Here is a 16,526-nt window from a genome sequence, read left to right as displayed (position 1 = left end):
CGCGCCCATTGCGCGACCGGTGACGCCGATTCGGCCAGGCGATCGAATTACCCGCAAGCGCCGAAAACGCGGCGAATTCCGTCACGGGCACGGACGCGTGAGCTCCCCGGCCCACGCGCCACACCCCCTCAACCCCGGCAAAGCACCGCCCGCTTCACCGCGCGCTCACCCACACGCAACGCGCTCGGACATCCGCACGAAGTCTGTAAATTCCGCATGACTTCACGCCGGTGGCTCGAACCCGCTTCAGCGGCCCGGCCCCCCGGCGTCAGCCCCCCCCCCCGGCCGGCCCCGGCGCATCAGCCGAGCAGCACCCCCTCGGCCGCCGGTGCGGGCGCGATCCGGTCGGTGACCTGCTGAAGGACCTCGCCCACCGCGGGCACCGCACCGCCGGGCGACACGACCCCGGTGCGGCCCTGCCCGGGGTCGCTTCGGACCTGGGCGATCCGGGGCTCGTACCCGTCCCGACCCCCGCCCTCGTCCCCGCCCCCGGACGGCCCCGGCTGCCCCGGCTGCCCCGGCTGCCCCAACGGCCCTGTCCGCCCTGGCACCTCAGGCACCCCCGGTCGGCCGACCTCGCCCTCCCCCTGCGGCCGCCCCGGCTGCCCGGCCCCCGCAGCATCGGGCACCCCTGGCGAGCCCGCCGCGCCCGGCGCCACCGACGACCCGTCCGGCCGTCCCGACGCATCCCCGCCCGGCTCCAGCACCCACCGCTGCCCCGTCGACCCGTCCCTGGGCGCCAGCCCCACCCCGTCCGCCGCTCCACCCGCCCCCGGAGCGAGTGCGAGCCCCTCGGTGCGGCGGAGCAGGATCTCGCCGCGCACGGTGATGTCGTAGGCCACCTCTCCGGCGTGCACGAGACATCCGGCCAGCACCACGCTCCTCGTCCCGGGGTCGGCGGCCAGGCACAGGGACGGGTCGGCGGCGCTGCGCAGCAGTCCGTCGTCCTGGTACGACCACTGCTGCGAGACGGCGGACGAGCACGGCGCGAGCCGTAGTCCGACGCCCGCCTCGGCGCGGCCCCCGCGCACGTCCAGGCAGCGCCCGGAGGCGAGTGCGCGCAGGCTGCCGTGAGCGATCTCGACGGGACCGCCGCCCGAGCCGCCCAAGCCCCCCGAGCCATCCGGGCCGGGGGCGTCGCCCGAGCCGCCCGGGCCCGCCGAGGCGGCCGACACGGCGGACGTCGAGGTGCCCGTGCCGCTCGGACGGGCCGTGTGCCCCGCGGGGGCACCCCATGTGGCGCCGGGCGTCGGGACACCGTTGTCATCGGACCAGCTTCTGACCACCAGGACGGTGGCGAGCAGCGCGAGCGAGGCCAGTCCGGCGCCGACGAGGACGGCCGTACGGCGGCGGCCCACGGGGCCGGTGCGATGACGGCCGCCGGCTCTCGCCCGTACCGCCTCCGGCACCGGTGCGAGTGGCCACTCCTCGACGGCGCCGCGCCCGGGGCGCGAGTCGAGATAGCGGCGGGCGCCCCAGCCGAGCACGGTCTCGGCGAGCAGCAGGTCCAGCCCGCCCTCGAACCGGCCGATGGTGTCGGCGGCGCGCCGGCAGTAGGGGCAGAGCGTCAGATGGTGCCGCACATCCGGCAGCAGGGCGCCGCCACGGCGCATGGGGATGTCGAGGAGCCGGTTGTAGAAGCGGCATTCCTTCGTCGGCGCGAGTTCTCTGTGGGCGCGTACGCAACCCGCGCGGAATTGTTCGCGTGCCTGTTCCAGGGCGGCCGTCGCGGTGGCCGGGGCGATGCCCAGCAGACCAGCTGGTATGTTTATCGGCTCCGCTTCCACCTCGGTGTGCCACAGAAGGCATTGCGAGGCGCTGGGAAGGGCCCGGAATGCGCGTTCGGCGAGCTGTCGCCTTTCCGGCGTTCCGGGCTTTGTGGCGCGCAGTCCGCGACCGCCGGTGGGTCGGCGCAGTTCCGGCAGAGTCGCGCACGTTCCGTCGTCCGCCGCCCAGGCGCGGACGGTGTCGCGGACGGCGACGAGCAGCTGCGGGCGCAGGGCGCCGCCGACGGCTCCGCCCGCCATGCGGGCGAGGACCTGGTGGAAGGCGGCGGTGGCCACGAGCGGTGCGGCGGGTCCGGCGGCGGCCAGGCAGACGATGGCGTAGTCGCGGGCGGCCCGCCAGTGGCGGGCGAGCAGCAGGGCGACGGAGTGGTGGCGGGCGCTGTCGGGGCCGGTCAGCCGGGCGACGAGCTCACGGTCGGACTCCCCGCTCGGACCGGGCAGGGGCGGATACGGCGGGCGTGGGGGGTAAGGGGACTGCACGGAACCATTTCCTTCCAGCCGCAGAACAGCATGCGAAATGCCGTTCTGTCGGAAAGCAGTGAAAGTGCCCGCGGGGAGGCTCACCTTCGCACACGCGTCTCACAGGAAACAAGAAGCTGGATTGACCGGCTTTCACATTCGGCGGACAACACAAGAGTTACCGCCGGTATCGCATCCACAGCCGGTTCCCATGTTTCTCCGGGTGCACTCTCATCCGGGTGCCCCAACATGGGCCGCATGATCGCCCCCACCCCCACCGCGACCCCTGCCTCGCCCCGCACGGTCCGCAAGGCCGTCGTACCCGCCGCCGGGCTCGGCACCCGGTTCCTGCCCGCGACCAAGGCCACACCGAAGGAGATGCTGCCGGTCGTCGACAAGCCGGCCATCCAGTACGTGGTCGAAGAGGCCGCCGCGGCCGGTCTCGACGACATCCTGATGGTGACCGGGCGACACAAACGGGCCATCGAGGACCACTTCGACCACGCCTTCGAGCTGGAGCAGGCGCTGGCCGCGAAGGGCGACACCGTGCGCCTGGACGCCGTACGCGATCCCGCGCGGCTCGCCGACATCCACCACATCCGCCAGGGCGACCCGCTCGGCCTCGGCCACGCCGTGCTGTGCGCCCGCCATCACGTGGGCGACCAGCCCTTCGCCGTGCTGCTCGGCGACGACCTCATCGATCCGCGCGAGACCCTGCTCAGCCGGATGCTGGAGGTGCGGGAGCGGCACGAGGGCAGTGTGGTCGCGCTGATGGAGGTCGATCCGGAGCAGAGCCATCTCTACGGCTGCGCGGCGGTGGAGCCGACCGGCGAAGACGGTGTCGTACGGGTGAGCGGGCTGGTGGAGAAGCCGGCGCCGGGCACCGCGCCCAGCCGGTACGCGGTCATCGGCCGCTATGTCCTGGACCCGGCCGTGTTCGACGTCCTGGAGCGCACCCCGCCGGGGCGCGGCGGCGAGATCCAGCTGACCGACGCCCTCCAGGACCTCGCGGCGGGCGGCACCGTGCACGGGGTCGTCTTCGGCGGTCTGCGCTACGACACCGGCGACAAGGCGGACTACCTGCGCACAGTGGTCCGGCTGGCCTGCGACCGGCCCGACCTGGGCCCCGAATTCCGGCGCTGGCTCAGGGAGTTCGTGGCCGGCCTGGAGGAGGGCGCGGCCGGCGACGGCGAGCGGTACCGGGCCGCCTGAGCGGGCCCGGCCATAGCAAGGCTGGAACAACAGGGCCTCATGGCAGCCCTCGTCCTTGCTGGGAACAGGCGCGGTGCCGGTCAGGGAGGAAGCGCCCCAGTGCGTTTCGAAGGGGGTACTTGGCTCGCCCCCGTCCCATCCAGCCTGTCGTGGGGTGTGAACCGACGCTGTGCTGGTGGCCGGATCACAGAAGGTACACGACCATTGGTACCCCCCTCGGTCTGAAGCGGTGCTGCGCGTGACGTCAGTCGGTGCAGGTGGCGGGCGTCGGACGACCGCAGAGCCCATGTCAGCAGCATGCCGGTGGACAGTGCTGTCACGTGGCCGACGGGAGTGACTCCCAGCGTGGTCAGGCCGCTCGTGATGTGCGGTGCGCGCACCGCGAGCGCGGCGAGGGCGGTCCACCGGTGCCACCGCCGGGCTCCCGCTGCCACCACAGCGGCCAGGGCCGAGACGATCACATAGGACGGGCCGACGTCCAGCGTCGCACGCAGCGCCGGGTCGGCTTGGCCCGCCGCGATCCGCGCTGCCAGCAGCCCTTCGCTCACCAGTGTGCCGAGGACTTGGCCGGCCGCGATCAGCGCGACCGCCCGCATGCTGCCGAAGCGGATGACGAGAAACGCCAGCATGGCCCCGGCCAGGGCGATGCTGCGCAGACACGCCCAGGGATCGGCGCCGAACAGGAAGGCGGAGGCGATGAGCGCCTCCACAGGGTGATCTCCCATATTGGCCAGGTTGGTCGAGGCCCAGGCGTTCACCGCGTGATCACCGCCGTACATCAGGGACGTTGCGGCGGCGAGCAGGGCGAAGCCGCAGGGCACAGGGGAAAGCCATCGGCGGGCGGGGGTCCGGGAGAGATCCATGTGGCCGACCCTGGCAGAGGGTGCCCGCCCCGCGGATCTGGCCACGGACTGACCGGCTGATCTCTGTCTCTGGACAGAGGCGGATGATCGCCCTCCCGGCTACGGTCGGATGTGTGCGACGCATGATGGTGAGACATGAAGCGGTGTCCTCCGCCAGGGGGCTGACTCCGAATCAGCTGATCGGGCTGGATGTGCTGTTGTCCATGGCCCTGATGGCATGGAACGTCTTGTGGTGGACGCTTGGCACGCACCGCACGGGCTGGCCGGCATGGCAGGCCGTGCTGACGTGCTCGTTGGTCTTGGCTGTCGCCGTCCGGCGGCTGCTGCCACTGCCGGCACTGGCGGTGGCGTCGGTGACGATGGCCACCGAGGCCGCGGTCGGCCTGTCGGGGATCGTGGCGACTGCCTTGCTGGTGTACGAGGTGGCGGTCACCCGGCCCGCGCGTGTCGCGGCGTACGCGGGCGCGGTGGCAGGCGCCGCGCAACTCGCCTTGATGATCCCTCTGCAGGGCATGACAGGGCACTCCTGGGGGTTGCCGGGGATGATCCAAGTCCTCATCGTCGAGGCCGCTGCCTGGGCGATCGGATGGTCCACCAGACAGGGTCGCGCCTACACCCGAGGTCTGGTCGAGCAGGCCGAAGAGCGGGCACAGCTCCTCCTCGTCGAGGAACGCATGCGCATCGCCCGGGAGTTGCACGACGTCGTCGCGCACAGCCTGAGCATCGTCGCGGTCCAGGCGGGCGTCGGCCACCACGTCATCGGCAACCGACCTGACGAGGCCGCGAAATCCCTCTCCGCGATCGAGACGACGAGCAGGGCAGCCCTGGGAGAGCTGCGTTCACTGCTGGGTGTCCTGCGCGATCACGACGGTGCCGAATGGCTGCCCGGCGGCCTGGACGACCTCAACACGCTCCTCGAACAGACCCGACGGGCCGGTGTCCAGGTCGAGTTGACGATCAGCGGTCACCCGGACGCCCTGCCCCGAGGTCTGGACCGCGCCGCCTACCGCATCGTGCAGGAAGCCCTGACCAACGTCGTCAAGCATGCCCGCACCGGCCAGGCCCGGGCGACGGTCGCCTACGCGCCGGGTGAGGTCTCTCTCACGGTCGTGGATGCCGGAGCCGGCCGCACGACCACCCCGATCACCGAGGGCCACGGTCTGACCGGCATGAAGGAACGCGCCGCCCTCTACGGCGGCGAGGTTCACGCGGGCCCGCTCTCGCCGCACGGCTTTCGCGTCACCGCCCGGCTGCCGTACGCCACGGACGAGCGAACAGCCCAGTTCCCCGTGGGCGCCGATCTGGAGTGCGCATGACGGTGCGCGTCGTCGTGGTGGACGACGAGACGCTGGTGCGTGCGGGGTTCCGGGTGCTGATCGAGTCGGAAGACGATCTCCAGGTCGTCGGCGAGGCGGCCGACGGGACCCAGGCGGTCAGGGTGATCCGCGAACTGCGCCCCGATGTGGCCCTGATGGACATCCGGATGCCCGGGCTCAATGGCATCGAGGCCATCCGCACGCTGCTCGGCGGCCCGTCTCCGGTGCCCGTCCACGTCCTGGTGCTCACCACCTTCGACCTGGACGAGTACGTCTTCGAGGCGCTCCGCGCAGGCGCCGCGGGCTTCCTCCTCAAGGACACTCCACCCGCACGCCTGATCGACGCCGTGCGGGTGATCGCCACCGGGGAGTCGCTGCTGTCACCCGGCGTCACCCGCAGGCTCATCGAGACCTACGTCCGCCGCCCCGGTTACCCCGGCCCGGTCACCCATGCCCTGGACGGGGTGACCGGCCGCGAGCGTGACGTGCTGGGCCTGATCGCACGTGGCCTGTCCAACAACGAAATCGCAGCCGAGCTGTATCTGACCGTTGGCACGGTCAAGACCCACGTCAGCCATCTGCTGACGAAGCTGGGGGCCAGGGACCGGGCCCAACTCGTCATCGCCGCCTACGAAAGCGGACTGGTCGGGCCCGCACGTCGTTGAAGCAGGACGAGCAGGAGCCAGTTGCCGGGCAGGAGGTCCAGGCCTCGGTCAGTGCAATCCGTGAGATATGTCTCCTTCGCCCTGCTTAACGAAGACGAAACGGCGGCCGCCGCATTCCGTAAAGAGGGTTCGCGACGATCGGGCACTTACACCGCCCAGCGCAACATCCGGAGCCAGATCGCGTGACTACTACAGAATCCGCCCACACGCCCCTCGGCGATCCCGGCACGGGCGCCACCCCCGAGCCCAAGCGCCTGCGCACCGGGGCACTGGGCATGTGGGGCGTCGTCTTCACCGTGCTGGCCACGGCTGCTCCCATCACCGCCATGACGGGCAACGTGCCCATCGCGATAGGCTCCGGAGCCGGCACGGGGACCCCGGCCACCTTCATCTTCTGCACCGCCGTTCTGGTGATCTTCACCATCGGCTACTCCGCGATGGCCCGGCACATCACCGCCACCGGCGCCTTCTACGGTTTCATCACCCGTGGCCTGGGCCGGGTCGCCGGGCTGGCCAGCGGCCTCATCGCGACCCTTGCCTACGTGGTCTTCGAGGGTTCGCTGATCGGGATCTTCGCGTCCTTCTTCAAGACGGACGTGGAGACCTTCGGCGGGCCGAAACTGAGCTGGATCGTCTACGCGCTCTTCGGCATCCTCGCCATCGCGGTACTCGGCTACTTCGACATCGAGCTCTCCGGGAAGGTGCTGGGAGTCTTCCTGGTCGCCGAGGTACTGATCCTGCTGCTGATGGGCGGCTCGGTGCTCTTCCACGGCGGCGGCCCCGACGGGCTGATGGCCGGTTCCCTCGACCCGGCAGGCGGTTTCACCGCGGTGGCCGGCGGCAGCGTGGCGATCGGCCTGTTCTTCGGCTTCTGGTCGTGGGTGGGCTTCGAGACCACTGCTGTCTACGGTGAGGAGTCCCGCAACCCGACCCGGATCATCCCGCGCGCCACCCTGCTCGTGGTCATCGCGCTCGGCGCGCTCTACACCTTCGTCTCCTGGATGACCATCGCGGGCAACGGCGCGCACAACGCCGTCACCATCGCCCAGGGCGGTACCGGCAACCCCTTCGACCTCTTCTTCGGCATCACCCAGAAGTTCGTGGGTGTCTGGGCCAAGGACCTCTACCAGGTCCTGACCGTCACCGGCTCCTTCGCCTGTGCGCTGGCCTTCCACAACTCGGCCTCCCGCTACCTCTACGCGATCGGCCGCGAGGGCCTGCACAAGGCCGTCACCCCGCTCGGCGCCACCCACGACAAGCACAAGTCCCCGTGGGTCGCCTCGATCGTGCAGTCCGTGATCACCCTGCTCATCACCTTGTACTTCTTCCTCTTCCAGGCCCCCAGCAAAGCCGCACCGGACGTGCCGTACTACTACGAGTTCGGCCTGCTGGCGATCATGGGCACGATGGGGATCCTCATCGTCCAGGCGATCTGCTCCGTCTCGGTGATCTGGTACTTCCACGGCGGCAAGCGCCACCCGGAGACCCGTAGCTGGTGGCGGACGCTGCTCTGTCCGGCGGTGGGTGCGGCGGGCATGGCCTACGTCGTCTACCTGCTGTTCAGCAACCTCTCCTTCGCGGCGGGCGCCGCCTCCAACAGCCCCGTCTACACCCTCACCCCCTACCTGGTGATCGGTGTGGGCGTGCTGGGCGCGGTGGTCGCGCTCGTGCTCCGGTCCACCGACCGGGCGCGCTACGAGCAGATCGGCAGCACCGTTCTGGCCGAGTCCCACGAGCGCTGAAAGCCCCTCATGCGTACCGCAGAGAGAGTTCGGAGAGGTTGACAGTATGGTCTACCGCAGCACTCTGCGTGGCGAGCGGTTCACGTTCGCCACGCTGCCCGAGCTGCTGGCCAAGGCGAACGAGGTGAAGTCGGGTGACCAGCTCGCCGGGCTCGCCGCACGCAGCGAGCGGGAGCGAGTGGCGGCCAAGCTCGCCCTGGCCGACGTGCGGCTGGCCGAGATCGCCGCGACCGCCGTCGTGGAGGACGCGGTGACGGAGGCGGTCTCCGTGCCCGCCGACCCGGCGCGCTTCGCGGAGATCGCCTCGCTCACCGTGGGTGAACTGCGCGAGTCGGTCCTGGAGCCCGGCTTCCGGCAGCGCTGGTCGGGCGGGCTGCACGCGGCGATCACCCCGGAGATCGCCGCGGCCTGCGCCAAGCTGATGAGCAATCTGGATCTGGTGGTGGCGGCTGCCCCGCTGCGCCGTACCACCCGCTGCCGCAACACCATGGGCGGTGCGGGCGTCTTCGGCTCTCGCATCCAGCCCAACCACCCCACCGACGGCGTGCGCGGCATCATGCTGTCCGCGCTGGACGGCCTGGCGTTCGGCTGTGGCGACGCGATGATCGGCGTCAACCCGGCCACCGAGTCCGTGCAGGTGATCGGCGAGGTGCTGCGCGGCGTGCACGAGCTGATCGCCCGCCTGGGCATACCCACCCAGTCCTGCGTGCTGGCGCACATCACCACCCAGCTGGCCGCACTGGAGGCGGGCGCACCCGTGGATCTGCTCTTCCAGTCGGTCGCCGGGACGGAGGCGGCCAACGCGAGTTTCGGCATCGACCTCGGCCTGCTCGCCCGCGGCCGGGAGGCTGTGCTCGCCCACCACGCCGAGCGGGCGGGCGAGTTCGCCGGCGATCAGGTGATGTACTTCGAGACCGGCCAGGGCAGTGCGCTGTCCGCCGAGGCCCACCACGGCGTCGACCAGCTCACCCTGGAGGCGCGGGCACAGGCGGTGGCCCGGCTCTACGACCCGTTCCTGGTCAACTCGGTGGTCGGCTTCATCGGGCCGGAGTACCTGGCCGACTCTGTGCAGATCACCCGTGCGGGCCTGGAGGACCATTTCGTCGGCAAGCTGATGGGCGTACCGACCGGCGTGGACGTCTGCTACACCAACCACGCGGACGCCGATCAGAACTCCAACGACAACCTGCTGGTGCTGCTCGCCTCCGCCGGGTGCACCTTCGTGATGGCCATCCCGGCCGGGGACGACGTGATGCTCAACTACCAGACCACCAGCTACCACGACGTGGTGAGTGTCCGCCGGACGCTGGGGCTGCGCACCGCTCCGGAGTTCGAGGTCTGGCTGGCCGAGATGGGCATCCGCTCCGACGGCCGCCCGGGCGGCGGAGCGCACGCCCTGCCGACCAGCCTGGCCGAACTCGCCTCCGCGCTGGAGGGCAGTGGAGCCCTGCGCGAACTCCTCCCCGGAGGTGTGGCGTGACGGAGCATCTGGAGCTCTCCGCCCCTTCGGCCGGGCTGACGCCCGCGGAGCGAACCGCTGCCTGGCTGCGCGCGGCGACCCCCGCTCGTATCTTCACCGGCCGGGCGGGCAGTTCCTACCCCACCGCCACCCTGCTGGCCCTGCGCGGCGACCATGCGGCCGCGCGGGACGCGGTCTCGACGCCGCTGGACCTCGACGCCCCCGGGATGGCCGAGCTGGCCGACCGTTTCCCCTGGACGGTGGTCGCCACCATGGCCGAGTCCCGGCACCGTTACCTGCGCCGCCCGGACCTGGGCCGGCGCCTCACCCCGCAGGCGCGGCAGACGATCCGCGCCGAGCACGGACCCGGCCCGGACGTGCAGCTCGTGATCGGCGACGGGCTGTCCTCCACCGCCGTACACGCCCAGGTGCCGGCTCTGCTGCCACTGGTGCACGAGGGCTGCGCGACGCGCGGCTGGTCCGTCGGCCGTCCGATCGTGGTGCGGCAGTGCCGGGTCGGAGTGCTCAACGAGATCGGGGAGTTGCTGGACCCGGCGGTGGTCGTGCTGCTGATCGGTGAACGTCCGGGTCTTGCGACGGCGGAAAGCCTTTCCGCGTACCTGGCGTACCGGCCGCGTCCCGGGCACACGGACGCGAACCGCAACCTCCTCTCCAACATCCACGGCGCGGGGATTCCGGTGCGGGAAGCCGCGAGCCGGATCGTCGGGCTGGTGGAGGCACTGATGGCCGGCGGGCGGAGCGGAGTGGCCGTCAAGGAGGCCGCTGCACTGGAGAGCTGACCAAGCGCCCCGCCGGCCGTGCCACGATGTGCCGTCGATCGTCTGCGGCGCCGTCGTGGCCAGTCGTTCCCCCGAGCTCTCGACTTCGTTCGAGCAGGGAGGTACTCCCTTCGCGGCGGAGCCGCACATCAGACACAGCCCCGCGCCCCTTCAGGGCGCTGCCGAACCGCAGCGGACTTCGCCCGACCTGCTCGGCGTCGGGTGACGCGCCATGAAGGGGTCGTCCGGAGGGCCGGGAGTGGTTCCCGGCCCTCCGTCGCGTTCAGGCAACCTGTGTGAATTCCACGGTCACCTCCGGCGGCCCGCCCGCAACCCCCCGGTACACGCCCTTGTGCGGGGGCACGTCGTCGTAGTCGCGGCCGCGGCCGACCACCACGTGGGACTCGTCGGCGCGGGTGCGGTTGGTCGGGTCGTAGCCGCACCAGTCGCCCGCCCAGTACTCGATCCAGGCGTGGCTCTGCCCGGCGACCGGGCGGTGGAGCTCGGCCTCCTTCTCCGGGTGCAGGTAGCCGGAGACATAGCGGGACGGCAGCCCCAGGCCCCGCAGCAGGGCGAGGGTGACGTGGGCGATGTCCTGGCAGACGCCCGTGCCCTGCTCCCAGGCCTCGGCGGCGGAGGTGGTCACGCCGGTGGTGCCGGGCAGGTACGACACCCGGTCGGCGACCAGCGAGGCGACGGCGACGGCCGTCTCGTGCGGGTCGAGGCCCGCCGTGACCTCCCGCGCATGTGCGATCAGCTCCGCCGGGACCGTCGTACGCACCGTCGGGTTCGCGAACTCCAGCAGACGGGAGCGCGCGGTGCGTTCGGCCACCTCCGCCCAGCCGAGCGGCCCGGGAAGCGGACCGGGCCGGGCCGTCTCGACCAGGCTGGACGCGGTGATGGTGAGGTCGGAGTGCGGGTCCATCAGGTCGAAGCCGGTCACCTGGGTGCCCCAGTAGTCCCAGTACGACCAGGTCGCGGCCGCCGGGCCGACGGTCACCCGACCGTCCAGAGTGGTCTGGCCGGGCAGCGTCAGCGGGGTCATGCGGACCTCGTTGTGCGAGGAGACGGCGGCCTGCGCGTAGGAGACGCGGGTGACGTGCCGGATGCGGAGGCGGCGGATTCCCTTGCCGGTCACGCTCACGCCCCTTCCTGGGCCCACTCGACGGCCCCCTGGTACGGAAAGAACCGTTCCGCCACCGCGTCGGCGGACGTCATGCAAGCCTGCTGCAAGTCCCGCAGCAGAACCGGTAGTTGCTCCTCCAGGGCCTGCGAGTCCAGGTACTCCAGGCGGGTACGCAGGCGGCCGATCGGGCGGCGTGCCGGGTCCTGGCGCGGGCGGCCCAGCGCGGTCAGACACTCCTCGGCCGTGGTCAGTGCATGCAGCACCGAGCGTGGGAAGTCCCGGTCCAGAAGCAGGAATTCGGCCACGCGCGGGGTGTCGCCGAAACCGCCGTACACGCGCGCGTACGCCTCGTCGGCGCCGCTCGCGCTCAGCAGCGTCGGCCAGTCCGGCGCGTGCGCTGCGTCCAGCACGCGCACGCTCAGCAGCCGCACGGTCATGTCGACCCGCTCCAGACTCCGGCCCAGGATGACGAACCGCCAGCTGTCGTCCCGGCTCATCGTGGAGTCGGCGAGCCCGAAGAAGAGGGCCGCGCGGCGCCGGACGAGCTCCAGATAGGCGTACGGACCCGTACGGCGGGCCGCGAGCCGCTGGTCGGCGAGAGCGTGCCAGGTGGAGTTGAGGCACTCCCACATCTCCGAGGAGACGGCCTCACGGGCGCTGCGGGCATTGAGCCGGGCGGCGCCCAGCGCACCCTCGATGGAACCGGTCGAGCGGGCGTCGAACGCGAGCTGGTCCAGCACCTGTTGCATGTCGACCGGTTCCGCCCCCGCGTCCACGCCGAGGATCGCGTACAGCGACCGGCAGGCCGCGTCCTCGTCGCGCCAGGGGTCCTCCAGCATGCGGTGCAGATAGGCGTCGAGGATCCGGCCGGTGGCGTCCGCCCGCTCGACGTACCGCCCGGTCCAGGTCAGCGCCTCCGCTATCCGGGAGAGGATCACGTCGTTCACTGCTGCGCCCCTTCCTGTACGACCGTGGTGGTGCCGTCGGGACCCAGCTGGCGGGGAGCGACCTCGGGCAGATCACCGGAGCCGACGGAGGCCGGCCGCTCGGCGGGGCCCTCGGCGAGCACCCAGGTGTCCTTGGAGCCGCCGCCCTGGCTGGAGTTGACGATCAGGTTGCCCTCCTGGAGGGCGACGCGGGTGAGGCCGCCGGGCAGCACCCAGACATCGTTGCCGTCGTGCACGGCGAACGGGCGCAGGTCGATGTGGCGCGGCGCCATGCCCTCGCCGGCGAGGGTGGGAGAGGTGGACAGGGCGACGGGCCGCTGCGCGATGAAGCCGCGCGGGTCGGCGATGACGGCTTTGCGGGTGCGTTCGAGGGTGTCGGGATCGGCCTTCGGCCCGATGACGATGCCCTGACCGCCCGCTCCGTCCACGGGCTTGACCACGAGCTGCTCGATCTGGTCGAGGACCGCCTCCAACTGCCCCGGTTCATCGGGCCGGTAGGACTCCACATTGGGCAGGACCGGTTCCTCGGACAGGTAGTACCGGATCAGATCCGGGACGTAGGTGTAGAGCAGCTTGTCGTCCGCGATCCCGTTTCCGACGGCGTTCGCGAGCGTGACGTTGCCTGCCATCGCCGCGTTCATGATCCCCGGGCAGCCGATCACCGAGTCGGGCCGGAAGTGCAGCGGATCGAGGAAGTCGTCGTCCAGACGCCGGTACACGACGTGGACGGGCACCTCGCCGCGCGTGGTCCGCATCCACACCCGGTTGTTCCGGCACAGCAGGTCGTGCCCCTCCACCAGCTGCACGCCCATCAGCCGGGCGAGCAGGGCGTGTTCGAAGTAGGCCGCGTTGTTGGGCCCGGGGGTCAGTACCACGACCCTGGGGTCGGCGGTCCCGTCGGGCGCGGCGGCACGCAGGGCGGCCAGCAGGCGGTGCCCGTAACCGTCGACGGGCAGCACGTGCTGCTCGGCGAAGAGGGAGGGGAAGATGCGGGTCATCGCACGCCGGTTCTCGATCACGTACGACACCCCGCTGGGCACCCGTACGTTGTCCTCCAGCACCCGGAAGTCCCCGGCCTCGTCGCGCACGAGGTCGATGCCGGCGACGTGGATGCGCACACCACCGGGAGGCTCGATTCCGTGTGCGACCCGGTGGAAATGGGGGGAGTTGAGGAGCAGCCGCCAGGGCACGACGCCGTCCTCGAAGGCACAGCAGGGACCATAGGCGTCGGCGAGATAGGCCTCCAGGGCCCTGACTCTCTGGCCGACGCCGCGTTGTATGAGATCCCATTCGAGGGCGTCGAGGATGCGCGGCACGAGGTCCAGCGGCCACGGCCGCTCCTCGCCGGCGAAGGCGTAGGTGACACCACGGTCGGTGAACGACCGGGCCATCTGGTCGGCTTTGAAACGCAGTTCACTCGGTGCGATCGGCTGGAGCGCCGCCAGTACCGGCTCATAGGCGGTCCTGACCTCACCCGGCCGCACAAACATCTCGTCCCACGCGTCGGCCAACGCGTACGCGTCAAATATATCCGCCATGAGGGGACATTAAGTGCGGCTCGTAACGCGACGATCTCTACGTGATTTCCGGCAGTGCACTCGCGGCCGCCCAGCCTGTGGGGTGCCAAAGTCTCAGGTGCACTCTGAGCGCGGATTGTCGGATGTTGGGCCTGAGTCGCCTCTCATCTGGTCACAGGTCCCCGTGCGCCTCCCGTGGCAGCACCGGCCGCGTCCCGCGGTTGCGCAGCAGGGTCCGGGGTAACTCTGCTGCGCATCTCGTCCACTCAGGCACACGCATCCCCGCAAAGGCATGCGCGGGCACCTCGGCCCGACCAGTGCGTGTGCGGCTGTCGGGTGTCGTCCACCGGACCGTCGCACGGGGGTTGGTGCTCACGTCCGCGTGCACGGGTGCCGCTTACCGGGCGTCCTCCGAGAGGACTGCCACCACCTCCCGGCGGCCGGAACGATCGTTCTCGAAGCCCCGGTCCGCCACCATCGCGGCTACCACACCGGCGGTCGCGCCACCCAGCACTCCCCCGATCCAGGCGGTGAGCAGCAACCAGGATTCGACGAGATCGCTCGTCCGCCGCAGCGGACTGCGCCTGAGCTCCGTCAGTCGGCCGTCGATGTCGCGCCGCTCTTACTCACAGCACTCCGAACAGCCGCAATTCAGACGACTCAGCTTCGGTCGATACGACCCGGATCCGAAGGTTCAGCCCGACCCACCAGAAGCCGCCGTCAGCCGCACAACCCCTCAGCCGTTCAGCCTCAAGGTCCACACCACGGTCATCTCACCCGTGACGGCCCCGTCCTCGCGTTGAACGGCGATGCTGACCGGAAACTCCGGCCGCCCGCCCGCGTCGAGTTCGGCAATGACCTCGGCCGCCGGGCGCCCCAGGGTCGCCGTGGCCGTCACCGCCCCCATGGCCAGCTTCTTGTAGTCGATCTCCGCCCGCACCGCGAGCGGCACCGCGCGCGAGAGCTGATCACCGAAGGCCGTGAGCACGATGGCACCACTGGCGGACTCGGCCAGAGTGAACATGGCGCCGGCATGGGGGCCGCCGATGTGATTGTGGAAGTCCGGCTGGTCCGGCAGCCGAAGCACGGCACGCTCCGGGGTGACCTCGACGAACTCCAGGTTCAGCGTCCGCACCATCGGAACCGCAGCGGCCAGCATCTCGCCCATCGAGGCGCTCTCAACAGTCATGAGCCAGATGTTACCGACGAGTAGCACTGCTGGCCAGCCCCCACACCCCACCCCCCGGCCGGAAGAAGCTCCCGGGTCACACACCCGCTCCACAACCGGGATGTTCAATTCAGTCCGGAACGCGGGTTCAGCGTCCGCGCCATGGGCACGGCGGCGGCGAGCATCTCGCCGATCGACATCTGGTCTGCGCTCATGACCGACATGTCGCTCGCGGGTAGCAGAGACTGACCAGCACGGATCCGCGCCCGGCCGCACTTCGCTACGACCCTGACGAGGGCCGGTGACCGAATCGTGTCCGTGGCGGCACTAGGGTTACTGGCCATGTGGCCAGATCAGCAGCCGCCAGGGGGCGCGCCGAACCCGCAGCAGAACCCGTATCAGCAGCCGGGTTACCAGCAGCCGAACCCGTACCAGCAGCCCGGGTACCAGCAGTACCCGCAGGGCGGCCCGTACGGTCAGCAGCCGCAGTGGGGGCAGCCGCAGCCGCCCACCGTGCCGGTTCCGCAGCCGCCGCAGGGCGGAGGCGGCGGCCGTACGAAGGTGATCGCGATCGTCGCGGCCGCGGCGGTCGTGGTCGCCGCCGGCGTGACCGGATACCTCGTCCTCGGCAAGGGCGGCAAGAAGGACGACACGGCCGGCAAGGGCGTGCACGCGAGCCAGTCGCCGACGGCCCAGCCCTCGCCCACCCCGTCCGTGACGGACGACCCGCGCGGCGTCAACACGGAGAAGCCCACCATCGCCGGCTGGAAGGTCGTGGTGAACCCCAAGTGGGGCATCGCCTACGACGTGCCCGCGAACTGGACGGTGCAGTCCCCCGACATGGAGATCGGGTTCACGGACAACAAGGGCGACGGCACCAAGCCGATCATCGTGATGTCGGGCACCGCCGAGGACCAGCCCAAGTGGTGCTCCGCGGACGACAACCACGACGGCCGCCTGGAGGACACCTCGCTGGCAGCCGTGGGCTCCAAGGGCGCCAGCGGTGCCGGCAGCGCGGACCAGGTCGCGGTCAACACACCGGCCTGGTGGGTCTACGGCGGCTACACCCAGCCGGACAAGAAGAGCATCACCTACGACAAGAAGGCCACGCAGTTCACAACGAACTCGGGCATCGCCGGCAGTTACGCCTGGGCCCGGTCGCACAACAGCCCGCAGAAGGGCAAGTCGAAGTGCGCCAGCGACGGCAAGGCCGTCACCTTCGGCTTCAAGAACTCTCAGGACGACTACGTGTCCTGGGACTTCTACGGCGCCACGGGAGTCACCGGGGAAGTGCCGGACAAGACGGTCATGGAGATCATGAGCACGATCCGGCTCCACGGGACCCCGTCGCACTCATGACCACCGCTTCGGCCCTTGCCCCACGTCGCGTGGGGCAAGGTCGCCGATGCCCCTGACACCGCGTCACGCTCGCCCTCCTCGAAGCGAACCTGCAACGGGTGCCCGGAAAGGCCGACTTCGCCGGCCC

14 protein-coding genes are annotated in these 16,526 nt (G+C 70.9%); 7 read left to right on the top strand and 7 right to left on the bottom strand.

Features of this window, described 5'->3' with window-relative positions; genetic code table 11:
• Positions 1 to 299: 299 nt before the first annotated feature.
• On the bottom strand, positions 300 to 2,267 hold the full coding sequence (locus O1G22_RS35285; protein ID WP_270085004.1) for an RICIN domain-containing protein: 1,968 nt from the start codon (positions 2,265 to 2,267) through the stop codon (positions 300 to 302).
• 237 nt (positions 2,268 to 2,504) lie between these two features.
• Here O1G22_RS35285 and galU point away from each other — a divergent pair, with 237 nt between their 5' ends.
• The gene (galU, locus tag O1G22_RS35280) at positions 2,505 to 3,458 is read left to right on the top strand and encodes a UTP--glucose-1-phosphate uridylyltransferase GalU (protein WP_270085003.1); all 954 of its coding nucleotides are present in this window, start codon (positions 2,505 to 2,507) and stop codon (positions 3,456 to 3,458) included.
• 80 nt (positions 3,459 to 3,538) lie between these two features.
• Here galU and O1G22_RS35275 read toward each other — a convergent pair whose 3' ends face one another.
• Complete coding sequence (locus O1G22_RS35275) at positions 3,539 to 4,321, bottom strand: rhomboid-like protein (RefSeq protein WP_270085002.1); 783 nt, start codon at positions 4,319 to 4,321, stop codon at positions 3,539 to 3,541.
• A gap of 299 nt (positions 4,322 to 4,620) precedes the next feature.
• Between O1G22_RS35275 and O1G22_RS35270 the strand changes: the two genes are divergently transcribed.
• From O1G22_RS35270 to eutC, 5 genes are all read left to right on the top strand, one after another.
• The gene (locus tag O1G22_RS35270) at positions 4,621 to 5,637 is read left to right on the top strand and encodes a sensor histidine kinase (RefSeq protein ID WP_270085001.1); all 1,017 of its coding nucleotides are present in this window, start codon (positions 4,621 to 4,623) and stop codon (positions 5,635 to 5,637) included.
• Complete coding sequence (locus tag O1G22_RS35265) at positions 5,634 to 6,302, top strand: response regulator (protein ID WP_270085000.1); 669 nt, start codon at positions 5,634 to 5,636, stop codon at positions 6,300 to 6,302. Before O1G22_RS35270 ends, O1G22_RS35265 begins: the two co-directional genes overlap by 4 nt.
• A gap of 182 nt (positions 6,303 to 6,484) precedes the next feature.
• Positions 6,485 to 8,044, top strand: coding sequence for an APC family permease (locus O1G22_RS35260; RefSeq protein ID WP_333492428.1), 1,560 nt, complete (start codon positions 6,485 to 6,487; stop codon positions 8,042 to 8,044).
• 46 nt (positions 8,045 to 8,090) lie between these two features.
• Positions 8,091 to 9,524, top strand: a complete 1,434-nt coding sequence (eutB, locus tag O1G22_RS35255) for an ethanolamine ammonia-lyase subunit EutB (RefSeq protein WP_270084999.1) — start codon at positions 8,091 to 8,093, stop codon at positions 9,522 to 9,524.
• Positions 9,521 to 10,303 (top strand): ethanolamine ammonia-lyase subunit EutC, encoded by a 783-nt coding sequence (eutC, locus tag O1G22_RS35250; RefSeq protein WP_270084998.1) that lies wholly within the window; start codon positions 9,521 to 9,523, stop codon positions 10,301 to 10,303. Before eutB ends, eutC begins: the two co-directional genes overlap by 4 nt.
• 262 nt (positions 10,304 to 10,565) lie before the next feature.
• Here the strand turns inward: eutC and O1G22_RS35245 are convergent, their stop codons facing one another.
• From O1G22_RS35245 to O1G22_RS35230, 5 genes are all read right to left on the bottom strand, one after another.
• Positions 10,566 to 11,420 (bottom strand): transglutaminase family protein, encoded by an 855-nt coding sequence (locus O1G22_RS35245; protein ID WP_270084997.1) that lies wholly within the window; start codon positions 11,418 to 11,420, stop codon positions 10,566 to 10,568.
• A gap of 2 nt (positions 11,421 to 11,422) precedes the next feature.
• Positions 11,423 to 12,355 carry an alpha-E domain-containing protein gene (locus tag O1G22_RS35240; RefSeq protein WP_270084996.1) on the bottom strand — a complete coding sequence of 311 codons (933 nt, stop codon included), beginning with the start codon at positions 12,353 to 12,355 and terminating at the stop codon, positions 11,423 to 11,425.
• On the bottom strand, positions 12,352 to 13,893 hold the full coding sequence (locus O1G22_RS35235; protein ID WP_270084995.1) for a circularly permuted type 2 ATP-grasp protein: 1,542 nt from the start codon (positions 13,891 to 13,893) through the stop codon (positions 12,352 to 12,354). The genes O1G22_RS35240 and O1G22_RS35235 overlap by 4 nt, the downstream gene beginning before the upstream one ends.
• Positions 13,894 to 14,044: 151 nt before the next feature.
• Positions 14,045 to 14,248: a hypothetical protein gene (locus O1G22_RS45130; RefSeq protein ID WP_487416686.1), complete on the bottom strand. Its 204-nt coding sequence runs from the start codon at positions 14,246 to 14,248 to the stop codon at positions 14,045 to 14,047.
• A 360-nt stretch (positions 14,249 to 14,608) separates the two neighbouring features.
• Positions 14,609 to 15,061, bottom strand: a complete 453-nt coding sequence (locus O1G22_RS35230; RefSeq protein ID WP_270084994.1) for a DUF4442 domain-containing protein — start codon at positions 15,059 to 15,061, stop codon at positions 14,609 to 14,611.
• Positions 15,062 to 15,382: 321 nt separating this feature from the next.
• On the opposite strand from O1G22_RS35230, the gene O1G22_RS35220 reads away from it, so the two are divergent.
• Entirely contained in the window at positions 15,383 to 16,399 is a 1,017-nt protein-coding gene (locus O1G22_RS35220) for a DUF8017 domain-containing protein (RefSeq protein WP_270084993.1), read from the top strand.
• Positions 16,400 to 16,526: the final 127 nt, after the last annotated feature.

Origin of the sequence: Streptomyces camelliae, from assembly GCF_027625935.1 — a bacterium.
Classification (GTDB): Bacteria; Actinomycetota; Actinomycetes; order Streptomycetales; family Streptomycetaceae; genus Streptomyces; species Streptomyces camelliae.
The sequence above is the reverse complement of the archived record's forward strand: the minus strand, read 5'-3'. Positions and strand labels throughout refer to the sequence as shown.

Bases quoted from the DNA above. Each gene is read 5' to 3' on its own strand.
- galU (WP_270085003.1), top strand. From the start codon at position 2,505: ATGATCGCCCCCACCCCCACCGCGACCCCTGCCTCGCCCCGCACGGTC.
- O1G22_RS35275 (WP_270085002.1), bottom strand. From the start codon at position 4,321: ATGGATCTCTCCCGGACCCCCGCCCGCCGATGGCTTTCCCCTGTGCCC.
- O1G22_RS35265 (WP_270085000.1), top strand. From the start codon at position 5,634: ATGACGGTGCGCGTCGTCGTGGTGGACGACGAGACGCTGGTGCGTGCG.
- eutB (WP_270084999.1), top strand. From the start codon at position 8,091: ATGGTCTACCGCAGCACTCTGCGTGGCGAGCGGTTCACGTTCGCCACG.
- O1G22_RS35235 (WP_270084995.1), bottom strand. From the start codon at position 13,893: ATGGCGGATATATTTGACGCGTACGCGTTGGCCGACGCGTGGGACGAG.
- O1G22_RS35230 (WP_270084994.1), bottom strand. From the start codon at position 15,061: ATGACTGTTGAGAGCGCCTCGATGGGCGAGATGCTGGCCGCTGCGGTT.
- O1G22_RS35220 (WP_270084993.1), top strand. From the start codon at position 15,383: ATGTGGCCAGATCAGCAGCCGCCAGGGGGCGCGCCGAACCCGCAGCAG.